Origin of the sequence: Acrocarpospora macrocephala (assembly GCF_009687865.1) — a bacterium.
GTDB classification, from domain to species: Bacteria; Actinomycetota; Actinomycetes; order Streptosporangiales; family Streptosporangiaceae; genus Acrocarpospora; species Acrocarpospora macrocephala.
In genome coordinates, this window is the sequence record NZ_BLAE01000036.1 from 66681 (window position 1) to 85117 (window position 18437).

The window sequence follows — 18437 nt, forward strand, 5'->3', positions numbered from 1 at the left end:
CTCACATTGGAGGAACTCCGCCGTGGACCGGTTACTTCCGACTCCTGATGCCATCGGCGTCTACACCTTCCCCGACGACCTGGCCACCGCCCATCGCACCCATCAGGAGCAACTCGCCAGGCGTCGCAACCATGGGGACAAGACGATCATCGAGATCACAGCCCCGTACGACGGGCAGCCGTACCTGATCGAGCAGCGTCACCCAGCCGGACATCCAGTCGTGGTGATCGAACCCCACCACGACGACCTGGCGCTCTCGGCGAGCGGCCTGTTCCTCACCCAGACTCGTCCGCTGACCGTGGTGACCGTGTTCAGCCGCTCGGCCACCGCGCACGCCTCTGTGCGTGCTCAGCATCCGGGAGAGGAGTCGATCTCCAGGCTCCGTGCGGCCGAATCCACCCAGGCGCTCCGCCCGCTGCACGGCAATCAGCGGTGGCTTGGCTATCACGACGCCGAGGCCCCCTACCAGCCGTACGAGGCCGACCTCCTGGACCAAGTTGTCGCCGACCTGGAACCGGCCCTTGCGGAACTGGGTGACTGGCGCGAAGCCGAACTCCTCGCCCCTGCCGCGGTCACCCGCCACCCCGACCACCTCCTGGTCCACGACGCCGCGCGACGGCTCGGCTGCCGATGGTTCTGGGAAGATTCCGCCTTCTGGCAGACCTACAGCCTGTCCTCCGACGATCAGCACCTGTTCGCCGCACGCGTCGGCGACACGCTCGTCGCCGAAGTCGTCGACATCACTGATGTGCTACTCGACAAGCTCACGCTGCTGCACCTGTACGCCTCCCAATTGCAGCCGCTGTCAGCCATGTACAGGCCGATACGTCACGCCTGGACCGTCGCGCAGTCCGTCCATGGCACCAGTCGAGACCTCTTCGCGGAACGCTTCTACCGAATGGCCCCGCGATGACGTCTCCTCCGGCGGGAGCCGTACTCGGAACAGTGCTGTTCGCCTGGCGGCGGATCCCGCCGCCGTTCCTGATCGGCGGCGCCGAGGTCTCCCAGCAACTGCTCGCCGAGCAGTTCGCCGCCGCGGGCTGGCGAACGCTCTACCTGGCCTCACATGGACCCCCATGGGCAACAACCTCGATGCTGCCGTCGATACTGGACCATCTTGATCGCTCCGCCCTCGCCTACGACTACCAGGCTGGCAGCAGAGAGCTCCGCTACGTCGCCAACGGCATTCACATCCGCGTCGTCGCCCAGGACGTGTTACTGAAAGTGCTCGCTACGACGCTGCGGGAGGACAAACCCGACCTCGTCATCACCTCCCAGGAAGGCTCGGCCGAACTCGCCGCCCACGCCCGGACCAAGACGAAAGTCGCGGGCTGGCTGCACTCGGTCTCGAACACCGGCATGCACGTCCTGAACGGTAAGCCCCACTACGCGCTGGCAACCTCCCGGTTCGTCCTGTCCCAGACACCGTCCACGCACGCGGCTGTGCTCTTCTACCCGCCGTTCCGGCCGCCCAGCGAGCCCTCGGGGTCGCCCGACGCAGATCTGCTCATGATCAACCCGGTTCCGGCCAAAGGCGCCACGCTATTGCACCGGCTCGCCGAGCTTCTCCCGGACCGGCGCTTCACTCTGGTGGAAGGCTGGTGGGACACCGCAGCCGACTTCGCCTGTCACCCCAACGTCACCTACCTGCCCCGCACCTACGACCCCCACGAAATGACCGCCCTATATCGGCGTCACCGGTTGCTCCTGGTCCCCAGCGTGGTCGACGACGCCTTTCCCCGGGTGATAACCGAAGCCGCCCTGGACGGACTGCCCGCCATCGGCTCCACCCGGGGCGGCATCGGCGAGGCTATCGGTGACCCCACGCTCCTCGCCCCACCCGATCAGCATGCCGCCTGGATCGCGTTGATCCGAAACCTCACCCAGGACCGGCTTGCCGAACTGGCCGATCAGGCGCACCGCCGGGCCATCCCGCTGGCCCGCTCCTGCCTTCCGGAACTGACCGCCGCCGGCATCATCGGGACGTGAACGCCGCCCTCACCACGTCACGGTGGGCGGTCCACCACTGCAGTAGCCGCTCCCCGGACTCCCACAACCGATCAGGCCCGTGATCACCCTTGTCGTAGTGCCACTGCAACTGCCAGAAGTCGGTCAGCCGCTTCCACCACAACCGCTCGACCGCATCCACCAAATCCTCATCGGCGATCGCCACCTGTGAACGATATCCAGCGGTGAAAGCCGCTACCCGCTCCAGATCCAAGCGGCCATGGTCAGTGGTGAACTGCACCTGGGCGGTACGGACGACCTCCTCCCCGTACGGGCGGACTCCAAGCCGATCCCAATCCAGCACAGCCACGACCGCCCCGTCCCGCCACAGCAGATTGAGCGGCTGCAAGTCCCCATGGGTCCAGCCCACCGGACCCAGAGCGAGATCATCACCCGGAGCTTCACCGGCACACTCGGCGAGCAGTTCCTTGCGCTGCCGCAACGCCTTAAGCGTGGCGGCGTCGAACACGTCCAGTTCCTCCCGGGTAGCGATGATCTGGAGGAATCGGTCGGCCTCCGCCAGCGCCGCGTTGGCGGGCGTCACCTTTGTCCGCGGCCGATCCCCCACGGGGCCCAATCCGACGCCAGGGGCGGCCAATGCCTGGTGAAATCGCCCGACAAGCCTACCGAGATCGGCGGTTTCATTGACTGTCAGCTCCGCCCCTGGGTGGTGGCTCCCCTCAGCCCAGGGCAGAACGCAAAAGCCACGACCATCGATCTCGGCCACCACATCTCCGGAGACAGCGGCACGCGGGGCACAGACCGGAAGCCCAGCATCCGCCAGCTGACGCACAACGGTCAGGCTGCGCCGAGCCTTCGGCACCGGAACGTCGATGATCTCCTTGATGGCCAGCACTCCGACCCCGGTGCTCACCCGCCAGTTGCGGTTCATCATCCCCGACGGCAGAAACATCGCACCGCGTACAGAGCCCAGGTTGAACGCTTGAGCGACCTGCATCAGGTCGTACTCACCTAGTTCGGACGCTGGCAAGTCAGGATGCTCCGTGGTCACCTTCGGAAGGTTACGCAATCCCCAGACTCGCCATCCTGCCAATCCGCATGCTGGTCGGTGTCACCCGCGCCAACTCGACCAGGCCCCTGCGAACCCTCCAGCACTGCCAGGCCTCGCCTTGTTCCTTGCGGAAACACTGAGGGACACCGGGCCTGGACAGGGAGCCGTCTGTCCTCATAGCACCGATCCAGTGGAATGCTGAAGATCCGCGACGCACGCTCCACATAATCTTGGGCAGCGTGTTTTCGATCTTTCTGGCGATAGCACCCATGAGTTTTGACGTCCGGCCCCACACTTTGCTAACTTCATCCTGCACCGAGGACGTGCGCGAGGTGGCGAACTCACCCGGAATGAGTCGCGATGCTATCCGCAGGGTGCGATGCCCAGTTCTCGCCGTTCTTCCTTATTCACGCTGTCGTTGCGATCTACCAACGCGGCCGTAGTCCGGGGTACGCGCTGCGAGATGGGGATCTTATGCCGCACGTCAACGACAAGCGCGCCTTCAACGAATGTACCCGACTGCTCGGCGGCCCCAAGCAGCTCCATCTGAACGCCCGCCTAAACGGCCGACGGATCGTCGACACGCCCCATCCAGGCCAGCAAGAATTTCAAGCTCTCTTGCTCTGGTGCCTACTCAGTCCTACGCGGTCCATCGACTGGGACAGGAGAATTGGCCGCTCATTCCGCGACATGTTCCTCTACTACAGTTGGGCGTCTCCCCAGCCTGAACGGCTATCTACGGGATGGACGGTAGCCGCACGGGTAGCGAGTTACCTGCTTCCAAGCATTTCGATAGACGATAGAGGTGAGGCCCGATGCGGAGGCGTACCTGGACTTCGCTACGCCAGCAATAACGGCCGATCTATCCAACTTAGGCACCTGCCTACAGGAGGAACGCTCGAGCTAGTTGATAATCGCAGGCACGAACACCAAGATCTGCGCGAATTTCTAGGCTTCGAAGCTTCGCGCGCGCAGCATCACTTTAATCGACGACCGGTAACCCCTGTCTGGGAGAAGCCGACACTCACTTCGACGGAGTTCACCGAACTCCGGCAGTGGTTCCTAGCCCAGCATGCTCCTCTCCTATCAGCCATGATGGCTCGTATCGACCTACTGTGGCGGCACTTCTTCAATCGCGCCGAATTGGACATCAATCCTCGTAGCAAGTGCCCCAGGCTCTCGTGGTGGGCAGGTCCTACCACAATGGACTTTGTCACTCTTCTTATCGACTCGCCCATCGCGATAGACAATGTGCGCGCCTTCAGCGCCGGAGATCAGTGCCGTGCCCTCGCTCTTGGTGACGCGGCACTCGAACTACGAGGGCCTGGCGATGATCAATAGCCAGTCGGCCACGACGCCTTCGTCGGCACTCGAACTGTCGGTACTTCTTCGCTGGCGTGTGTGAGGCCCAGCGGCGGGCGATGAACGCTCCGCGCGCCTCGGCGGACTCGGCTGAGGGGCGCCAGAACATCGGCCACCACAGGCGACTGTGTGTACTTATGGGCGCGTCCGACAGGGCGCGCTATTGAAACTTGCCGTACACCGATCACTGCCCTCGCCCCGCTCCGAGTTGATGGCAAAGTCGTCATGGAGCCACGCCCAGCGCCGGTGTCCGAGAGTCATCTGGTGCCGGTCGGGGAGGCGGCGGCGTCGAGGGCGTGACCGGCCTGGTCGGCGAGGGTCACTGCGACGAGACGCGCCTGGAGGGAGGGGCTGGTTCCTGGGGTGGGCTGGAGCATGAAGCGGCCGTAGTAGTGGCCGTTGCCGAAAGTGCGCAGCTCGATCTCGCGGTCGGGGAGGCCCCGGCGTTCCACGTCCCAGTGCCAGTGGCCCATCATGATCGTGCCGTCCTGTTCGAGGCGCGGGGGATGGCCGAGCAGGGTGCCGTACTCGAAGCGGCACCCGCGGAGTTGGAGGACGTCGGCGAGCTGGTCCTGCACCTCGTCGATCACCTCGCTGGGCGAGGAGGCGGTCTGGGCCAGCGCGGCGGTGTCGTGGATGCGGGCGAGGTAGTCGGCGTCGGTGACGGCGATCACCCTCAGGCGGCGGGCCCAGGCGGCGATCTGGGAGGTGGCCAGCCCGACGACGAGCAGCAGGAAGGCGGTCTGCAGGTCGCCGGGCTTGAGGATGGCGAACTCGTTGTACGGGTGGGTGAAGAGGAAGTCGAACCAGATGGCGGCCGAGATGGCCGCGAGCGCTCCGGCGACGCGGCTTCCCACGGCGGCGACGGCCACCACGACGACGACCATGATGAGGGCGATGTTCGCGTTCGAGATGAATCCCTCGCGGAGGGGCACGAGCAGCGCTGCGGCGAGCAGCGGAGCCAGCACGGCGGCGGCTACCGCCACGGTGTCCCTGATAGGGAGGAATGCCATGTTCATCACCCCTTCTTGCGGCTCCGGCACAGGAAGGTCAGCCGAACTCGTGGTGCGGACCATCGGCCGACAGCCGAGTGAGAAAATGGGCAAATTGTGAACTATTGACCAATTTATCACCTATTCGCGCTCGGTTCTGCGCCTGCCGAAACCCGATCCATGCAGTTCAAGCGGCATGCGAGTACTCGTTGAGGACTCCTCCGAGCCGACCTCGTCGGCGTATGGTCAAGTCGGCGATTCGCTCTGAATCTGTGATCGGATCCGGGACGGTACGCAGCGGAGCGGCTTGGGCCAGGGCTTGATGGGCGAGCGACATCCACTTCACGTCATTCGGAGCCGCCGAAGGCGGCGTGCGAGCAGCTCAACACTGCCCTCCAGCCGCTCATCATGCTCAAGACGTGAGACCCCGGGAGATGCCTGTAGCCGCCGCCGACGTTCGCATTGCCATGCCGGGACCGATCGCCGGTTTGGCCGAAGGAGAGAAGCGGGAGGCGATCCAGCGCATCGTAGGCGCCAAGGTAGCGTCCTGGTCGCCCAGGTCGGCTCAGCTGTTTCGTATTCCTTGCCAAGGCCCGCCGGTCATGGAGTGCGCCGGTCGTCTACGTTGACCGACAGCATTCCCCATGAGCCGGCGAAGCGGAGCAGTTCGGTGGCCCACGCGCCGCTCGCGGCGATCAGGTGCTCATCTGGGCGGAAGTGGACGGCTGTTCCGGTCGTACCGTCGTCAGTGATCGATACCAGGTCGCTGTCGGGGATGCCGTGTTCGTAGCGCTGAGTCCAGGCTCCCCCTCGGCGGCGGTTGGTGTGGACAAGCCACTCGCTGAGTGCCGCCACGACGGACATACCCCGGCGCGGATGGCCGTCGAGAAGCGGTTGGGCGTCAGGAGCGTCGAAGAACCGCAGGTCTTTCGACGCCATGATGGGCTTCCTCACAGGTTGGCCGTGCTCGTCGAGGCGGGTGTCGGTGCCTCGCCCGTCGTCCGCCACGGATACCGAGCCGTCGGGATGGAGCGTGATGGTGCAGTGCCCCCCGTTGTTGCTCTCCGCCTCGTCTGCCGCGTAGGCGACGACTTCAAGGATCAGATGCGGGACGCCCCCGGGAGCGAACATGTCTGGGTTCTGTCGGATGTGCGCGAGGTGCTCGATGTCCACGCCGCTCGCCCAGTCGTGAGTCGTGTTACGCCAAGAGGCCCGCGATGTGTTCATCGGAGCAGGCTATGCCCACGGGGGCTAGAGCGCTCCGAGGTACGACCAGGTGCCCTCATGCCGTACGAAACGGCTGTGCTCGTCTAGGTGGCCCTCGGTGCCCCGGCTGAGGTAGTGGGCGCGGAACCGGACGGTGCCCTCGGTGTGGAAGGGGCTGCCTCCGGTTGTTTCGAGTACCTCCAGGCGCACCCATCGGAGCCCTTCGTCGGGTTCGATGCGGGGTGGCCGCGTCGTCGGATGCCAGCTGCGCAGGAGGTACGCGACGTCGCCGACGCTGAACGCGCTGTACCGCGACCGCATCAGCCTTTCCGCGGTGGGCGCGGCCGCCGTCCCTTGGTGCAGCGAGCCGCAGCACTCCCGGTACGGCATGGGGAGCCCGCACGGGCAGGCGGAAGTGGACGCGGAACGCGCCTGAGGCTGTGCACGACGTCGGGACACGCATGCAATTGTGCCTGCCGACCGGCCTCCGGAGGGCCGATCCCGCCGCCGGACGCACCGATCCGCGCGCCCTACGACCTCCGGCACGCCGACGGGCTGTTCCGCGCCGCCCGGGACGGCCGCCCGGTGGTGGGCTCTGCGTACCCGCGAGATGTGGTTCCACCGGCCGGTCCGTGCCGACGAGTGGCTGCTCTACGAGCTGACGAGCCCCGTGTACCAGGAAGCCCTGACGCTGTCGGCCGGACGCTTCTTCGACCTGGATGGAACCTTGTGGCGACCGTTGTCCAGGAGAGCCTACTTCGGCGGTGAGACCGTCAGCGTCTGCCGCTCGAATCAGAGTTGTTCGTGCAGGCCGTGAGCACCTTCTCCACCTCGCCGCCGCTGCTGGAGCGCCGCCCGCTGCCGCCAGTTCGTCCCGCATCCAGCTCAGCCGCTCGCGTACGCGCCGGTCGGCGGCCACGCGGTTCCGCCGCGGCCGCATCCATGCTGGCACGTGAGACGGGACCCATATGCTCGGGAGCATGGTATTGCCCGCGCAGCGGGCGCTGGTTCCCCTGGACTCGGTGCTTGGACTGCTGGATTTGCTGCTGGATGAGACGGCCGATGAGCAGAGTGCCGTCGCGCCGCTCGCCGAGTCGCTTGACGGCGCCGAGCTGGCCGGCGTGCTGTGGCGGACGCGGCGGGTGCGGGCGGCGGTGGCGCGGTGGCGGCGGCGTGATCAGGAGCTGTCCGCGCTGCTGTCCAGCGCGCGTGAGCTGGCCGAGTTGCGCGATCTGGACGCGCTGCTGGACCGCCTGGTGGCCCGGGCGCATGACCTGGTGGGTACCGACGTGACGTATCTGTCGGAGTTCGACCAGGAGACCGATGAGTTGCGGGTGCGCTCGACGCTGGGCACGTTCGCGCCCGAGTTCCGCCGGCTTCGGGTGCCTCCGGGGAAGGGCCTGGCCGGGAAGGTCGTGTCTACGCGCAGCCCGCAGTGGACGACGAACTATGACCACTATCTCGACGCGCCGCATGACGCGGAGATCGACGAGGCCGTGCGGGCCGAGGGGCTGGTGTCGCTGCTCGGTGTGCCGCTGGTGGCGGGCGACCGCGTGCTGGGCGTGCTGTTCGCGGCCAACCGTGACGAGCACGCGTTCACGCCCGAGGAGATCGCGCTGCTGTCGGCGTTCGCCGACCACGCGGCCGTGGTGTTGCAGACGGTGCACCTGCTGGCGCAGGCCCGCGCGTCGGCCGAGGCGGCGCGGGCGGCCAACGAGGATCTCGCGCGCACCATGGCGGCGAGGGAACGCGCCAGCGCGGTGCATCAGGATCTCACCAGCGCGGTGCTGCGCGGGGGTACCGCGCACGAGGTGGCCCGGACGCTGGCCGGCTCGCTGGGACGGTCGGTGGAGATCTTCGACCGCGACCTGGCCCCGCTCGCCTCGGCGCGGACCGATGCCTCAGGGGAGTCCGTGACCGCGCACGTACGCGCCGCGGTCGAGCGCAGCCGTACCACGGGGCGGTGCGTGTTCCTGGACCCGTCGGATGACGGGGCGGCTGTCGTGGTCGCCGTGGTGGCCGCCGAGACGCTGCTCGGCGCGATCCTCGTCGGCTACGGCGATCTCGCGCTGGGTTCGGTCGAGCGGCGTACGATCGAGCGGGCGGCGCAGATCGTGGCCCTGCTGGCGCTGAAGCGGGAGGCCGTGGCCGAGGCCGAGGAGCGGGTGCGGGGAGAGCTGATCTCCGACATCCTGCTGGGCGACGGCGCGCACCGCGAGGAGCTGATGTTGCGGGCCCGCGCCCGCGGGGTCCGGCTGGAGTCGCTGCGCATGGTCGTCGCGGTGCTGGTGCCGCGGGACCGGCGCAGGGCGGCCGTGCAGGCGCTCGGCACCTGGCGGCCCGGCCTGCTGGCCGGTGAGCACGCGGGCTGTGTGGTCGTGCTGACGGACGCGGCCGACCCCGACAGCGCGGCGACCGAAGTCCGTGAGTGTGTAGGGGCGCCGGTGCTCGTGGTGGCCGACGCGCCCGTCGCCGCGTGGGGCGAGTTGGGCGCCCGGTTCGAGCCGCTGCGCCAGTGCGCCGAGCTGCTGCACGACTTGGGCATCCAGGACACGGCCGTCAACGCGGCGGCCTACCAGCCGTACCTGGCCCTGTTCGGCGCCAGGCGCGAGGGGATCGTCGCGTTCACCGAGGCGGTGCTCGGGCCGATGCTGCGCTGGGACCGCGATCATTCGACCGACCTGGTGCAGACGTTGCGCGTCTACGTCGACTCGCACTGCAGCCCGGCGCGGGCGGCGCGAGCGCTGAACGTGCACATCAACACGGTCAGCCAGCGCCTGGACAGGATCACCATGCTGCTCGGCCCGGCCTGGCGCGAGCCGGAGCCGTTCTTCCGCGTCACCGTGGCCGTACGTATGCACGCCCTCGCGACTGGTCTGTGATCTACGTCGATTCACACATGACAATGGCTTCAACGGCGTGTGATTCACCCATGGGCGCGGCGTTCCGGTCGGACCTAATCTTCCGCACAAGCCGATTGCGTTTCGGCTCGATTATCAGCGTGTTTCGGCGGTATGCGGGAGGCATCGTGGGTGTTCACAGCCGGCTGACGGGGTTGCGTGACCTGTCGCCCGGGGAGCGGCGGGCCCTCGCCGCGAAGAGCGCGGGGCTGGATCCCGGCGCGCTCGACGTGCTCGATCCGGCCGCGGGGCTCACCCTGGACCAGGCCGACCACATGATCGAGAACGTCGTCGGAGTGCTCGGGGTGCCGGTGGGCGTGGCCACGAACTTCAGAGTCAACGGGTCCGACGTCCTGGTGCCGATGGCGACGGAGGAGCCGTCGGTGGTCGCCGCGGCGAGCAACGCCGCGCGTATCGCCCGCGTCCACGGTGGCTTCGCCACGACGTGCTCGGCGCCGATCATGCAGGCGCAGGTGCAGGTGCTGGGCGCGGCCGATCCCCAGGCGGCGCGGCTGCGGCTGCTGGAGGCGCGCGGCGAGCTCACCGCGCTGGCGAACGCGCAGGACCCGCGGCTGGTGGAGTTCGGCGGCGGCGTGCGGGACATCACCGTACGGCTCGTGCCGTCGGGCGAGGACGTCTACGTCGTGCTCCATCTCGTGGTCGACGTACGGGACGCGATGGGCGCCAACGCGGTGAACACGATGGCGGAGGCCGTGGCGGCCAGGGTGGGTGAGATCGCCGGGGGCCGCACCCTGCTGCGGATCCTGACCAACAAGGCGGACCTGCGCCTGGCCAGGGCACGCGCCGTCTTCGACGCCGAAGCCCTCGGGGGTCCGCAGGTGGTGCGGGACATCGTGCACGCGGCGGCGCTGGCCGAGGCCGATCCGTACCGGGCGGCGACGCACAACAAGGGCATCATGAACGGCGTCACCGCCGTGGTGCTGGCGACGGGCAACGACACCCGCGCGGTCGAGGCGGGCGCGCACTCCCACGCGGTCGCCCCGGACGGCCGCTACACCTCCCTGTCCCACTTCGAGCGCGACGCCGAGGGCAACCTGTCCGGCTCCCTGGAACTGCCCATGCCGGTCGGCCTGGTCGGCGGGGCCACGAAGGTGCACCCGGTGGCGCGCGCGGCGGTGCGGCTGCTGGGGGTGCGGACCGCGAGCGAGCTGGCCGGCGTCGTCGCCGCGGTCGGGCTCGCGCAGAACCTCGCCGCGCTGCGGGCCCTGGCCACCGAGGGCATCCAGCGCGGACACATGTCACTGCACGCCCGCAACGTGGCGGTGACCGCGGGCGCGAGCCCCGAGGAGATTCCCACGGTGGTCGCGCGCATGCTCGCCGCCAAAGCGGTACGCGCCGACCGTGCCGAGCAGATCCTGGCCGAGCTCCGCGCCGGAGCCGGTGCAGCCGAAGGAGACTGAGCAGTCATGATTTTGGACGTGGGCATCGACGTCGGGGGCACCTTCACCGACGCAGTCGCCATCGCCGACGGCCGCGCCGTGCGCGGCAAGGCGTTCTCGACACCGGACGTGACCACCGGCATCCTCGCCGCGCTGAGCATCCTGCGCGAGCAGGTCGGGCTGAGCGAGGCGGAATTCTATCCGGCGATCGACCGGTTCGTGCTCGGCAACACCATCGTCACCAACGCGGTGGACGAGCAGAAGTACGCCCGGGTGGGGTTGCTGACCACGCAGGGTTTCCGGGACACGTTGCGGATCGCCCGCTCCGCGCGTACCGACGAGCGCGACTCGCACAAACTGACCCCGCCGCCCGACATCGTGGACCGGCGTCTCATCGTCGAGGTGCCCGAACGCGTCGACGCGCACGGGACCGTGCTGGTGCCGCTGTCGCCCGGCGCCATCAGTACGAGCGTGGAGCAGGTGCTGGCGGCCGGCGCCGAGTCGATCGCCGTGTGCCTGCTGTGGTCCTTCCGCAACGACGCGCACGAGCGGGCGATCGCCGGCTACCTGCGCGAGCGCCACCCGGATGTGCCCTACTCGCTGTCCAGCGCGCTGACGCCGGTGTATCGGGAGTACGAGCGCATGGTGACCACGGCACTGGACGCGGCGGTCAAGCCGATCGTCGCGACCCACTTCCAGCAGCTCGCCGACGCTCTGGCCGCCAAGGGGCTGCGCACCAGGGTGCAGATCATGCAGGTCCACGGCGGGTTCCTCTCGGTCGAGGAGACCGCGCGGGCGCCGATCTCGATGTTCAACTCGGGTCCGGTGGGCGGGGTGACCGGCGCGCGCCTGCTCGGCATGCGGCTGGGTAGGCGCCGGGTGCTCACCGCTGATATGGGCGGGACGAGCCTGGACGCCGCCGCGATCATCGACGACGAGCTGCGGGTGCTGCCGCGGGCCGAGATCGGCGGGCTGCCCACCAGCCTCACCGCGGTGGACATCGAGACCATCGGCGCCGGGGGCGGCAGCCTGGGCTGGATCGACGGCCGCGGAGTGCTGCGCGTCGGCCCGCACAGCGCCGGTTCCGTGCCCGGGCCCGCCTGCTACGGCAAGGGCGGCGAACGTCCGGCCGTGACCGACGCCGCGCTGGTCATGGGGCTGATCAACCCCGAGTACTACCTGGGCGGTACGGTCACCCTGTCGCCGGGCAAGGCGCGGGAGGCGATTCGGCGGCACCTGGCCGAGCCGCTCGGGCTGTCCGAGGACGCCGCCGCGCACGGGATGTACCGGCTGGCGACCTCGCAGATGGCCAACGCGCTGCGCAAGATCACCGTCAACCGCGGGCACGATCCCCGCGAGTTCACCCTGGTCGGCTTCGGCGGCGCCTGCGGACTGTTCGCCGCCGCGATCGCCGCCGAGACGGGAGTAGGCGAGGTGGTCATCCCGCGCAACGCCGCCGTCTTCTCGGCGTACGGGCTCATGCACGCGGACTCGGTCTTCTCGGCGGTCCAGACCAGCCCGTGGACGATGGACCAGCCGGCCGAGACGCTGGAGAAGGAGTTCGCCGCCCTGGAACAGCGGGCGCGCGACTGGTTCGACGCCGAGGGTATCCCCCAGGACCGCCGCGCGGTCTACCGCGAGGCCGACATGAAGTTCGTCGGCCAGATCTTCGAGGTGACCACGCGCCTGCCCGAGGAGCCGTTCGGGGAGGGCGACAAGGAGGCGTTGCGGCGGCGGTTCGTGGCGGACTACGAGGCCGAGTTCGGCACCGGCACCGCGTGGACCGAGGCCGAGGTGCTGCTGGTCAACTCGCGGGTGCGGGCGGTTGGCCGTACCGAGACGCAGAACGTGACCGAGGCCGTCGGCCAGGAGCGGCACACCGCCACCGAGCGGGAGGTCATCGAGCCACTGTCCGGACACCGCCGCCACGTCGAGGCGCACCGGGGGTTCGGCGCGCTCGGCAAGGCCGAGGGTCCCTGCCTGATCGAGGAGCCGGACACCACCGTCTACGTGCCGCCGAACGCGACGGTCGAAGTCATCGACGGCGGGCACTTCCTCATCCGCCTGAACCACGCCGACGCCTGATCGAAGGAGACCCCCCGTGAGCTCACCGACGTCCGACTTCGACCCGATCACGCTGGAAGTGATCAGGATGCGCCTCGACTCGATCGTCGAGGAGATGGGCATCGCGATGATCCGGTCCTCCGGATCGCCCGTCATCACCGAGGCAGGTGACTTCAACACCGCGCTGTTCGATCCCGAGGGACGCATCTACGCCTACTCCGACTACGTGCAATTCCACATCGGATCGGGCAGCGTTGCCGTCCGCAACCTGATCGAAGCCATCCGGGACGAGCCGGTGTATCCGGGCGACGCGTTCATCAGCAACGACCCGCACACCGCGGGGGCGAGCCACCCACCCGACACGAACGTGATCACCCCCATCTTCCACGGCGCGGAACTGGTCGGCTGGGCGCAGTCGCAGGCGCATCTGCTCGACGTCGGCGGGATGACCCCCGGCGGCTTCGCGCCCGGCGCCTACGACTGCTACAGCGAGGCCCTGCGGCTGCCGCCCGGGGTCAAGGTCTTCGAGAAAGGAGAGCCGGTCGAGTGGGTCCGGCGGATCCTGCTCAACAACGTCCGCGTCCCGGTGCCCTATTGGAACGACGTGCGCAGCCTCGTGGCCAGCAACAACACAGGCATACGACGGCTGCTCGCCACGATCGAGGAGTTCGGGCTCGACCGCTTCCGGGCCTACACGCGGCGCAACTTCGAGATCGCCGAGCAGGTCGTGCGCGACCGGCTGGCCCGCCTGCCCGACGGCGTGTGGGAGGCCGAGGAGTGGACCGAGCACAACGGACACACCGACGATCTCTACCAGGTCCGGTGCACGCTGACCAAGCGCGGCGGCCAGGCCACGCTGGACTTCACGGGGTCCAGCCCACAGACCGACGGGTTCGTCAACTGCAGCTACGGTGCCCTGGTGGGTAGTGTCGCCACCGCCGTCGTGCCGATCCTGGCGTGGGACGTGCCGTTCAACGAAGGCGTCATGACCGCCTTCGAAGTGGTCGCCGAGCCGGGGAGCATCGTCAACCCACGCCCGCCCGCGCCGATCAGCAACGGCCACCTCACCACCGGCGCCCGGGTCAGCAGACTGATCGTCAAGCTGTTCAACCAGCTGTGCCGGGCCAGCGACGACCCCGTCCTCCAGGGGCGTACGCAAGGGGTCTGGGCTGATTCCTGGACGGGCGGGATCTCGGCAGGAACCCGTGACGACGGCGGATATTTCGTGCTGTTCAACATGGACGGTGGCGGCATGGGAGCCGGCGCCCAGCCTGAATCGGACGGCCTGGACTGCGCCGGGATGATGACGCAGATGAACAACATGCTGCCGGACGTGGAGATGAACGAGATGCTCTACCCGGTGCTCTACCTGTGGAAGCGACTCTCCCCCGCCAGCGCCGGCCACGGCGCCAACCGGGGCGGCCTCGGCCACGAGTTCGCCTGGACCCTGCACGGCGCGAGCCAGGTCACGCAGACCGTGTTCGCGCCCAGCGCCCAAGTGCCCGCCGACGGCTACGGCGGCGGCCTGCCCGGCGGCGGCAGCGGCCACCTTCTCTGCCGCGACACCGACGTCTGGCAGCTCATGTCCGGCGGCGCCGTCCCCACCGAGGAGAACCTCTCCGCGGCCACCAGGCAGTTGCTGGACATCAACCAGTACGACCTCACGGTCCGGCACGGCGACGTCTTCGTCCAGTGGATCGCCGGCGGAGGCGGCTACGGCGACCCCCTGCTGCGCGACCCGGCTCGAGTCGCGCGGGACGTCGTCGACGGCTACGTGACCGCGGCCGCGGCCGAGCGCGTTTACGGCGTGGTGCTCGACGGCGACCAGGCCGACCTCACCGCGACCGCCGGGCGCAGGGCCGCGCTCCGCGCCGAACGGCTGGGCGACGCACCCCCCGCGGCGGCGGTCCAGGACACGATGATCGGCATAGCCGGAGCCTCCGTCCCGCACCGGGGGCGGGACGGCCACTGGTACTGCCCGGCCAGCGGCGCCCTGATCAGCACCGCCGACGACTGGCATGACGACGCCCTGATCCGGACCCGTCCCGCCGCCGAACGCCTCGCCGAACTCGGCGTCCGGATCCGGCCCCGCCTCGGAGAGCCCGCCGTCCTGCTGGAGGAGTTCGTCAGCCCGGCCTGCGGCACCCTGCTGGAAACCAGAGTGTGCGCCCGATGACCGCCGAGACCTGGGGCGACGACGACCCCGCCCCGGCGGAGCGCGGGCCCCTCGCCGGAGTCGTGGTGCTGGACATCACCCGGGTGGTCGCGGGCCCGTTCTGCTCGATGATCCTGGCCGACCTCGGCGCGACGGTGATCAAGATCGAGCGGCCGACCGACCCGGACTACGCCCGCGATTTCCCTCCGCATCTGCCGGCCGCCGACGGGAGCACGTTCAGCGCGTTCTTCGCGCAGTACAACCGCGGCAAGCTCGGGCTCACTCTCGACCTGGCCACGCCCGACGGGCAAGACCTGCTCAAGCAGCTCGTACGCCGGGCCGACGTGCTGGTGGAGAACTTCCGGCCGGGCACCATGGACAAGCTCGGCGTCGGGCCCGCCGTCCTGCGCGCGGAGAACCCCGGCCTGGTCTACACCGCCATCTCCGGTTTCGGCCAGACCGGGCCGTACCGGAGCAGGCCGGCCTACGACAACAGCGCGCAGGCCACCGGGGGCCTGTGGTCGATGAACGGCTACGCCGACCGGCCCCCGGTCCGGGTCGGCACGATCATCGGCGACCTGTCCGCCACCCTGTACGCCGTCATCGGCACCCTGGCCGCCCTGCGGCACGCCGAACGCACCGGCGAGGGCCAGCTCGTCGACGTGTCGCAGCAGGACTCGGTGCTGTCGCTGACCGAGAACGCGGTCGTGTCGTACACGGTGGACGGCGAGGTGCCCAGGCCGCTGGGCAACCAGCACCCGTTCGTACGCCCGTACGAGTTGTATCCGTGCAAGGACGGGTACGTCTTCTTCGGCGGCTACACCGACAAGTTCTGGCGGCTGACGTGCACGATGTTCGACCGTCCCGAACTCGCCGGTGACCCGGAGATCGACACCATGGCCAAGCGGTTCGACCCCGATGTCTACTCCCGCCGGATTCGTCCGCTTCTGCTGGACTGGTTCGCGTCACGCACCCGCGCCGAACTCGAAGACCTGGCCGGCGACCAGGTGCCGCTGAGCGCGGTCAAGACCATCGCGGAAGTGGTGGACGATCCGCAGATCGCCGCGCGCGACATGATCGTCGACGTCGAGTACCCGGACTTCGGGCCGTTGCGGATGTTCGGCCAGCCGATCAAGCTCGACGTCACCCCCGCCCGGCCGCGTACGCTCGCCCCGCGCCCCGGCGAGCACACCGACGCCGTGCTGCGGGGCCTGCTGGACCTCTCCCTGCAGCGGATCGCCGAACTCCGCGCCGCAGGGGTGATCTGATTGACCATCGGCTTCGAGCGGGACGGGTCCACGGCCGTCATCTCCTTCGCCCGTCCCGCCAAGCTCAACGCGCTGACCCTGGCCATGTACGACGAGCTCGCCGACGCCTTCGCCCGGGTGCGGGACGACGACACGATCGCCGCGGCCGTCCTCACCGGCGAGGGCGACCGCGCGTTCTGCGTCGGCGCGGACCTGGGCGAGTCGATCCCCGCGCTGGCCGAGGGGCGGTTCGACATCTCCCGCTGGGACGGCGCGCACCAGAAGCACACCAGCCTGTTCAAGCCGGTGATCGCCGCGGTCAACGGCCTGTGCCTGGGCGGCGGTTTCGAGATCATGCTCTCCACCGACCTGCGGGTCGCGAGCGAGGACGCCGAGTTCGGCCTGCCCGAGCCGGGCGTCGGAGTGGTACCGGCCGGGGGCACCCTCGCCCGGCTGACCCGGCAGATCCCGTACGCCTGGGCCATGCAGCTGCTGTTGCTCGGCGAGCGCGTCCCGGCCGCGGAAGCGCTGCGACTGGGCCTGCTCAACGCCGTCGTACCGGCGCCGGAGGTGATGCCGACGGCGCTCGCGTGGGCCCGCCGGATCGGCGCGCTGTCCGGCACCGCGATCGCGACGATCAAGCAGGCCGTCCTGCGCCTGGGCGACCTCCCCCTTGACCAGGCGTTCCACGCCGAGGCGCTGTACGGGCAGCGGGCGTTCACCTCACCCGACGCCCGCGAGGGCTTGGCGGCCTTCGCCGCCCGCCGACCACCCGAGTTCCCCTCACGCAAGGGGCACGGGTGAACCGCTACGGAGTCGACCCGTTGCCCGGCCTGCCCAGCCGGATAACGATCTGGGAGGTGGGGCCGCGGGACGGCCTGCAGAACGAGGCCGCGATCCTGCCCGTCGAGGTGAAGGTCGAGCTCGTCGAGCGGCTCGCCGACGCCGGGCACACCGTCGTGGAGACCACCTCGCTGGTGCACCCGGAATGGGTGCCGCAACTCGCCGACGCCGAAGAGGTGCTGCGCCGGCTGAAGCGGCGCGACGGCGTGCGCTACCCGGTGCTCGTCCCGAACGAACGCGGCCTGGACCGGGCGATCGGCCTCGGGCTCACCGACATCGCCGTCTTCGCCAGCGCCACCGAGTCCTTCGCCAGGGCCAACCTGAACCGGACAGTCGCCCAGTCGCTGGAGATGTTCGCCCCGGTGATCGCCCGCGCCCGCGAGGCGGGCCTGGGCGTGCGCGGCTACCTGTCGATGTGCTTCGGCGACCCGTGGGAGGGCGAGGTGCCGATCCCCCAGGTCGTCGCGGTCGCGACGCGGCTGCTCGCGCTCGGCTGCACCGAGCTCGGCCTCGGCGACACGATCGGCGTCGCGACCCCCGGCCGGGTCGCCGCGCTGCTCGACGCCCTAGTGGGCGCCGGGGTGCCGGTCGGACGGATCGGCGTGCACTTCCACGACACGTACGGCCAGGCCCTGGCGAACACCCTCGTCGCGCTCGGCCGCGGGGTCACCACGGTCGACGCGTCCGCCGGCGGCCTCGGCGGCTGCCCCTACGCCAGGAGCGCCACCGGCAACCTCGCCACCGAGGACCTGCTCTGGCAACTGGCCGGCCTCGGCATCGACACCGGCGTGGACCTGGCCAAGCTGGCCGAGACGAGCACCTGGCTCGCCGCGCACCTGAACCGCCCGAGCCCTTCGCGCACGGTCCAGGCCCTCACACCGCCCGCGTGCTGAGCGCGAGACCACGCTGCGTTGTGCCGTCTCACCCCGATTTCAGCCCGGAACGGGCTCTTCCATAGAGCAATCGGGGATGACGGTGAATATTTATGCATAAACGACTAGACATGTGCTGACGGTACGGTCGCGTGAGCGACATGTCAATGACATGTCCGCGCAATAGCGCGGTAATGGTCGTCCGGTGACGCTCGCCGCCCGCGGCCTGCCCCGAATGGGTCTTGACGAGCCTTTTCGCGCGCTGCTACAACGTTAAAGAATCATTCAGTACTGAATATTTATGCAGACGCGGACACGCAAGGGCCCAGCGATTCGCGTCCTCCGGGTTACCCAGCCATTACGCCCCCTCCCCCAAT

The 18437-nt window shown here is 69.0% G+C and carries 14 protein-coding genes; 10 read left to right on the plus strand and 4 right to left on the minus strand.

From position 1 onward, the window contains the following. The first annotated feature begins 22 nt into the window (after nucleotides 1–22). Together Amac_RS29955 and Amac_RS29960 are read left to right on the plus strand one after the other, a co-directional pair. Nucleotides 23–913: a PIG-L deacetylase family protein gene (locus Amac_RS29955; protein WP_218041373.1), complete on the plus strand. Its 891-nt coding sequence runs from the start codon at nucleotides 23–25 to the stop codon at nucleotides 911–913. Then, nucleotides 910–1989 (plus strand): glycosyltransferase, encoded by a 1080-nt coding sequence (locus tag Amac_RS29960; protein WP_155357766.1) that lies wholly within the window; start codon nucleotides 910–912, stop codon nucleotides 1987–1989. Before Amac_RS29955 ends, Amac_RS29960 begins: the two co-directional genes overlap by 4 nt. On the opposite strand, the gene Amac_RS29965 is transcribed toward Amac_RS29960, so the two are convergent. From Amac_RS29965 to Amac_RS29980, 4 genes are all read right to left on the minus strand, one after another. Beyond that, nucleotides 1976–2965 carry a phosphotransferase gene (locus Amac_RS29965; RefSeq protein ID WP_155357863.1) on the minus strand — a complete coding sequence of 330 codons (990 nt, stop codon included), beginning with the start codon at nucleotides 2963–2965 and terminating at the stop codon, nucleotides 1976–1978. The genes Amac_RS29960 and Amac_RS29965 overlap by 14 nt on opposite strands. Nucleotides 2966–4638: 1673 nt before the next feature. After that, nucleotides 4639–5394, minus strand: a complete 756-nt coding sequence (locus Amac_RS29970) for a DUF4118 domain-containing protein (RefSeq protein ID WP_155357767.1) — start codon at nucleotides 5392–5394, stop codon at nucleotides 4639–4641. 579 nt (nucleotides 5395–5973) lie between these two features. Continuing rightward, nucleotides 5974–6600 (minus strand): DNA topoisomerase subunit B, encoded by a 627-nt coding sequence (locus Amac_RS29975; protein ID WP_155357768.1) that lies wholly within the window; start codon nucleotides 6598–6600, stop codon nucleotides 5974–5976. Nucleotides 6601–6624: 24 nt separating this feature from the next. Next, nucleotides 6625–7038, minus strand: a complete 414-nt coding sequence (locus tag Amac_RS29980) for a YchJ family protein (protein WP_155357769.1) — start codon at nucleotides 7036–7038, stop codon at nucleotides 6625–6627. A gap of 151 nt (nucleotides 7039–7189) precedes the next feature. On the opposite strand from Amac_RS29980, the gene Amac_RS29985 reads away from it, so the two are divergent. The 8 genes from Amac_RS29985 (at nucleotide 7190) to Amac_RS30020 (ending at nucleotide 18081) form a co-directional block, all read left to right on the plus strand. Continuing rightward, on the plus strand, nucleotides 7190–7396 hold the full coding sequence (locus Amac_RS29985) for an acyl-CoA thioesterase domain-containing protein (RefSeq protein ID WP_155357864.1): 207 nt from the start codon (nucleotides 7190–7192) through the stop codon (nucleotides 7394–7396). 163 nt (nucleotides 7397–7559) lie between these two features. Next, on the plus strand, nucleotides 7560–9461 hold the full coding sequence (locus Amac_RS29990) for a helix-turn-helix domain-containing protein (protein WP_155357770.1): 1902 nt from the start codon (nucleotides 7560–7562) through the stop codon (nucleotides 9459–9461). 146 nt (nucleotides 9462–9607) lie between these two features. Further along, nucleotides 9608–10900, plus strand: a complete 1293-nt coding sequence (locus Amac_RS29995) for a hydroxymethylglutaryl-CoA reductase, degradative (RefSeq protein WP_155357771.1) — start codon at nucleotides 9608–9610, stop codon at nucleotides 10898–10900. Between the two features lie 6 nt (nucleotides 10901–10906). Beyond that, nucleotides 10907–12964, plus strand: a complete 2058-nt coding sequence (locus tag Amac_RS30000; protein WP_155357772.1) for a hydantoinase/oxoprolinase family protein — start codon at nucleotides 10907–10909, stop codon at nucleotides 12962–12964. Between the two features lie 16 nt (nucleotides 12965–12980). Further along, nucleotides 12981–15119, plus strand: a complete 2139-nt coding sequence (locus Amac_RS30005; protein ID WP_218041375.1) for a hydantoinase B/oxoprolinase family protein — start codon at nucleotides 12981–12983, stop codon at nucleotides 15117–15119. Beyond that, nucleotides 15116–16366 carry a CaiB/BaiF CoA transferase family protein gene (locus Amac_RS30010; protein WP_155357773.1) on the plus strand — a complete coding sequence of 417 codons (1251 nt, stop codon included), beginning with the start codon at nucleotides 15116–15118 and terminating at the stop codon, nucleotides 16364–16366. Before Amac_RS30005 ends, Amac_RS30010 begins: the two co-directional genes overlap by 4 nt. Then, nucleotides 16367–17149 carry an enoyl-CoA hydratase/isomerase family protein gene (locus Amac_RS30015; protein WP_155357774.1) on the plus strand — a complete coding sequence of 261 codons (783 nt, stop codon included), beginning with the start codon at nucleotides 16367–16369 and terminating at the stop codon, nucleotides 17147–17149. Beyond that, nucleotides 17146–18081, plus strand: a complete 936-nt coding sequence (locus Amac_RS30020; RefSeq protein WP_155357775.1) for a hydroxymethylglutaryl-CoA lyase — start codon at nucleotides 17146–17148, stop codon at nucleotides 18079–18081. Before Amac_RS30015 ends, Amac_RS30020 begins: the two co-directional genes overlap by 4 nt. Nucleotides 18082–18437 lie beyond the last annotated feature (356 nt).

Coding starts and splice junctions, on each gene's coding strand:
- Amac_RS29965 (WP_155357863.1), bottom strand. CDS start 2,965: ATGCAGGTCGCTCAAGCGTTCAACCTGGGCTCTGTACGCGGTGCGATG.
- Amac_RS30010 (WP_155357773.1), top strand. CDS start 15,116: ATGACCGCCGAGACCTGGGGCGACGACGACCCCGCCCCGGCGGAGCGC.
- Amac_RS29970 (WP_155357767.1), bottom strand. CDS start 5,394: ATGGCATTCCTCCCTATCAGGGACACCGTGGCGGTAGCCGCCGCCGTG.
- Amac_RS29985 (WP_155357864.1), top strand. CDS start 7,190: ATGTGGTTCCACCGGCCGGTCCGTGCCGACGAGTGGCTGCTCTACGAG.
- Amac_RS29975 (WP_155357768.1), bottom strand. CDS start 6,600: ATGAACACATCGCGGGCCTCTTGGCGTAACACGACTCACGACTGGGCG.
- Amac_RS29960 (WP_155357766.1), top strand. CDS start 910: ATGACGTCTCCTCCGGCGGGAGCCGTACTCGGAACAGTGCTGTTCGCC.
- Amac_RS30000 (WP_155357772.1), top strand. CDS start 10,907: ATGATTTTGGACGTGGGCATCGACGTCGGGGGCACCTTCACCGACGCA.
- Amac_RS29990 (WP_155357770.1), top strand. CDS start 7,560: ATGGTATTGCCCGCGCAGCGGGCGCTGGTTCCCCTGGACTCGGTGCTT.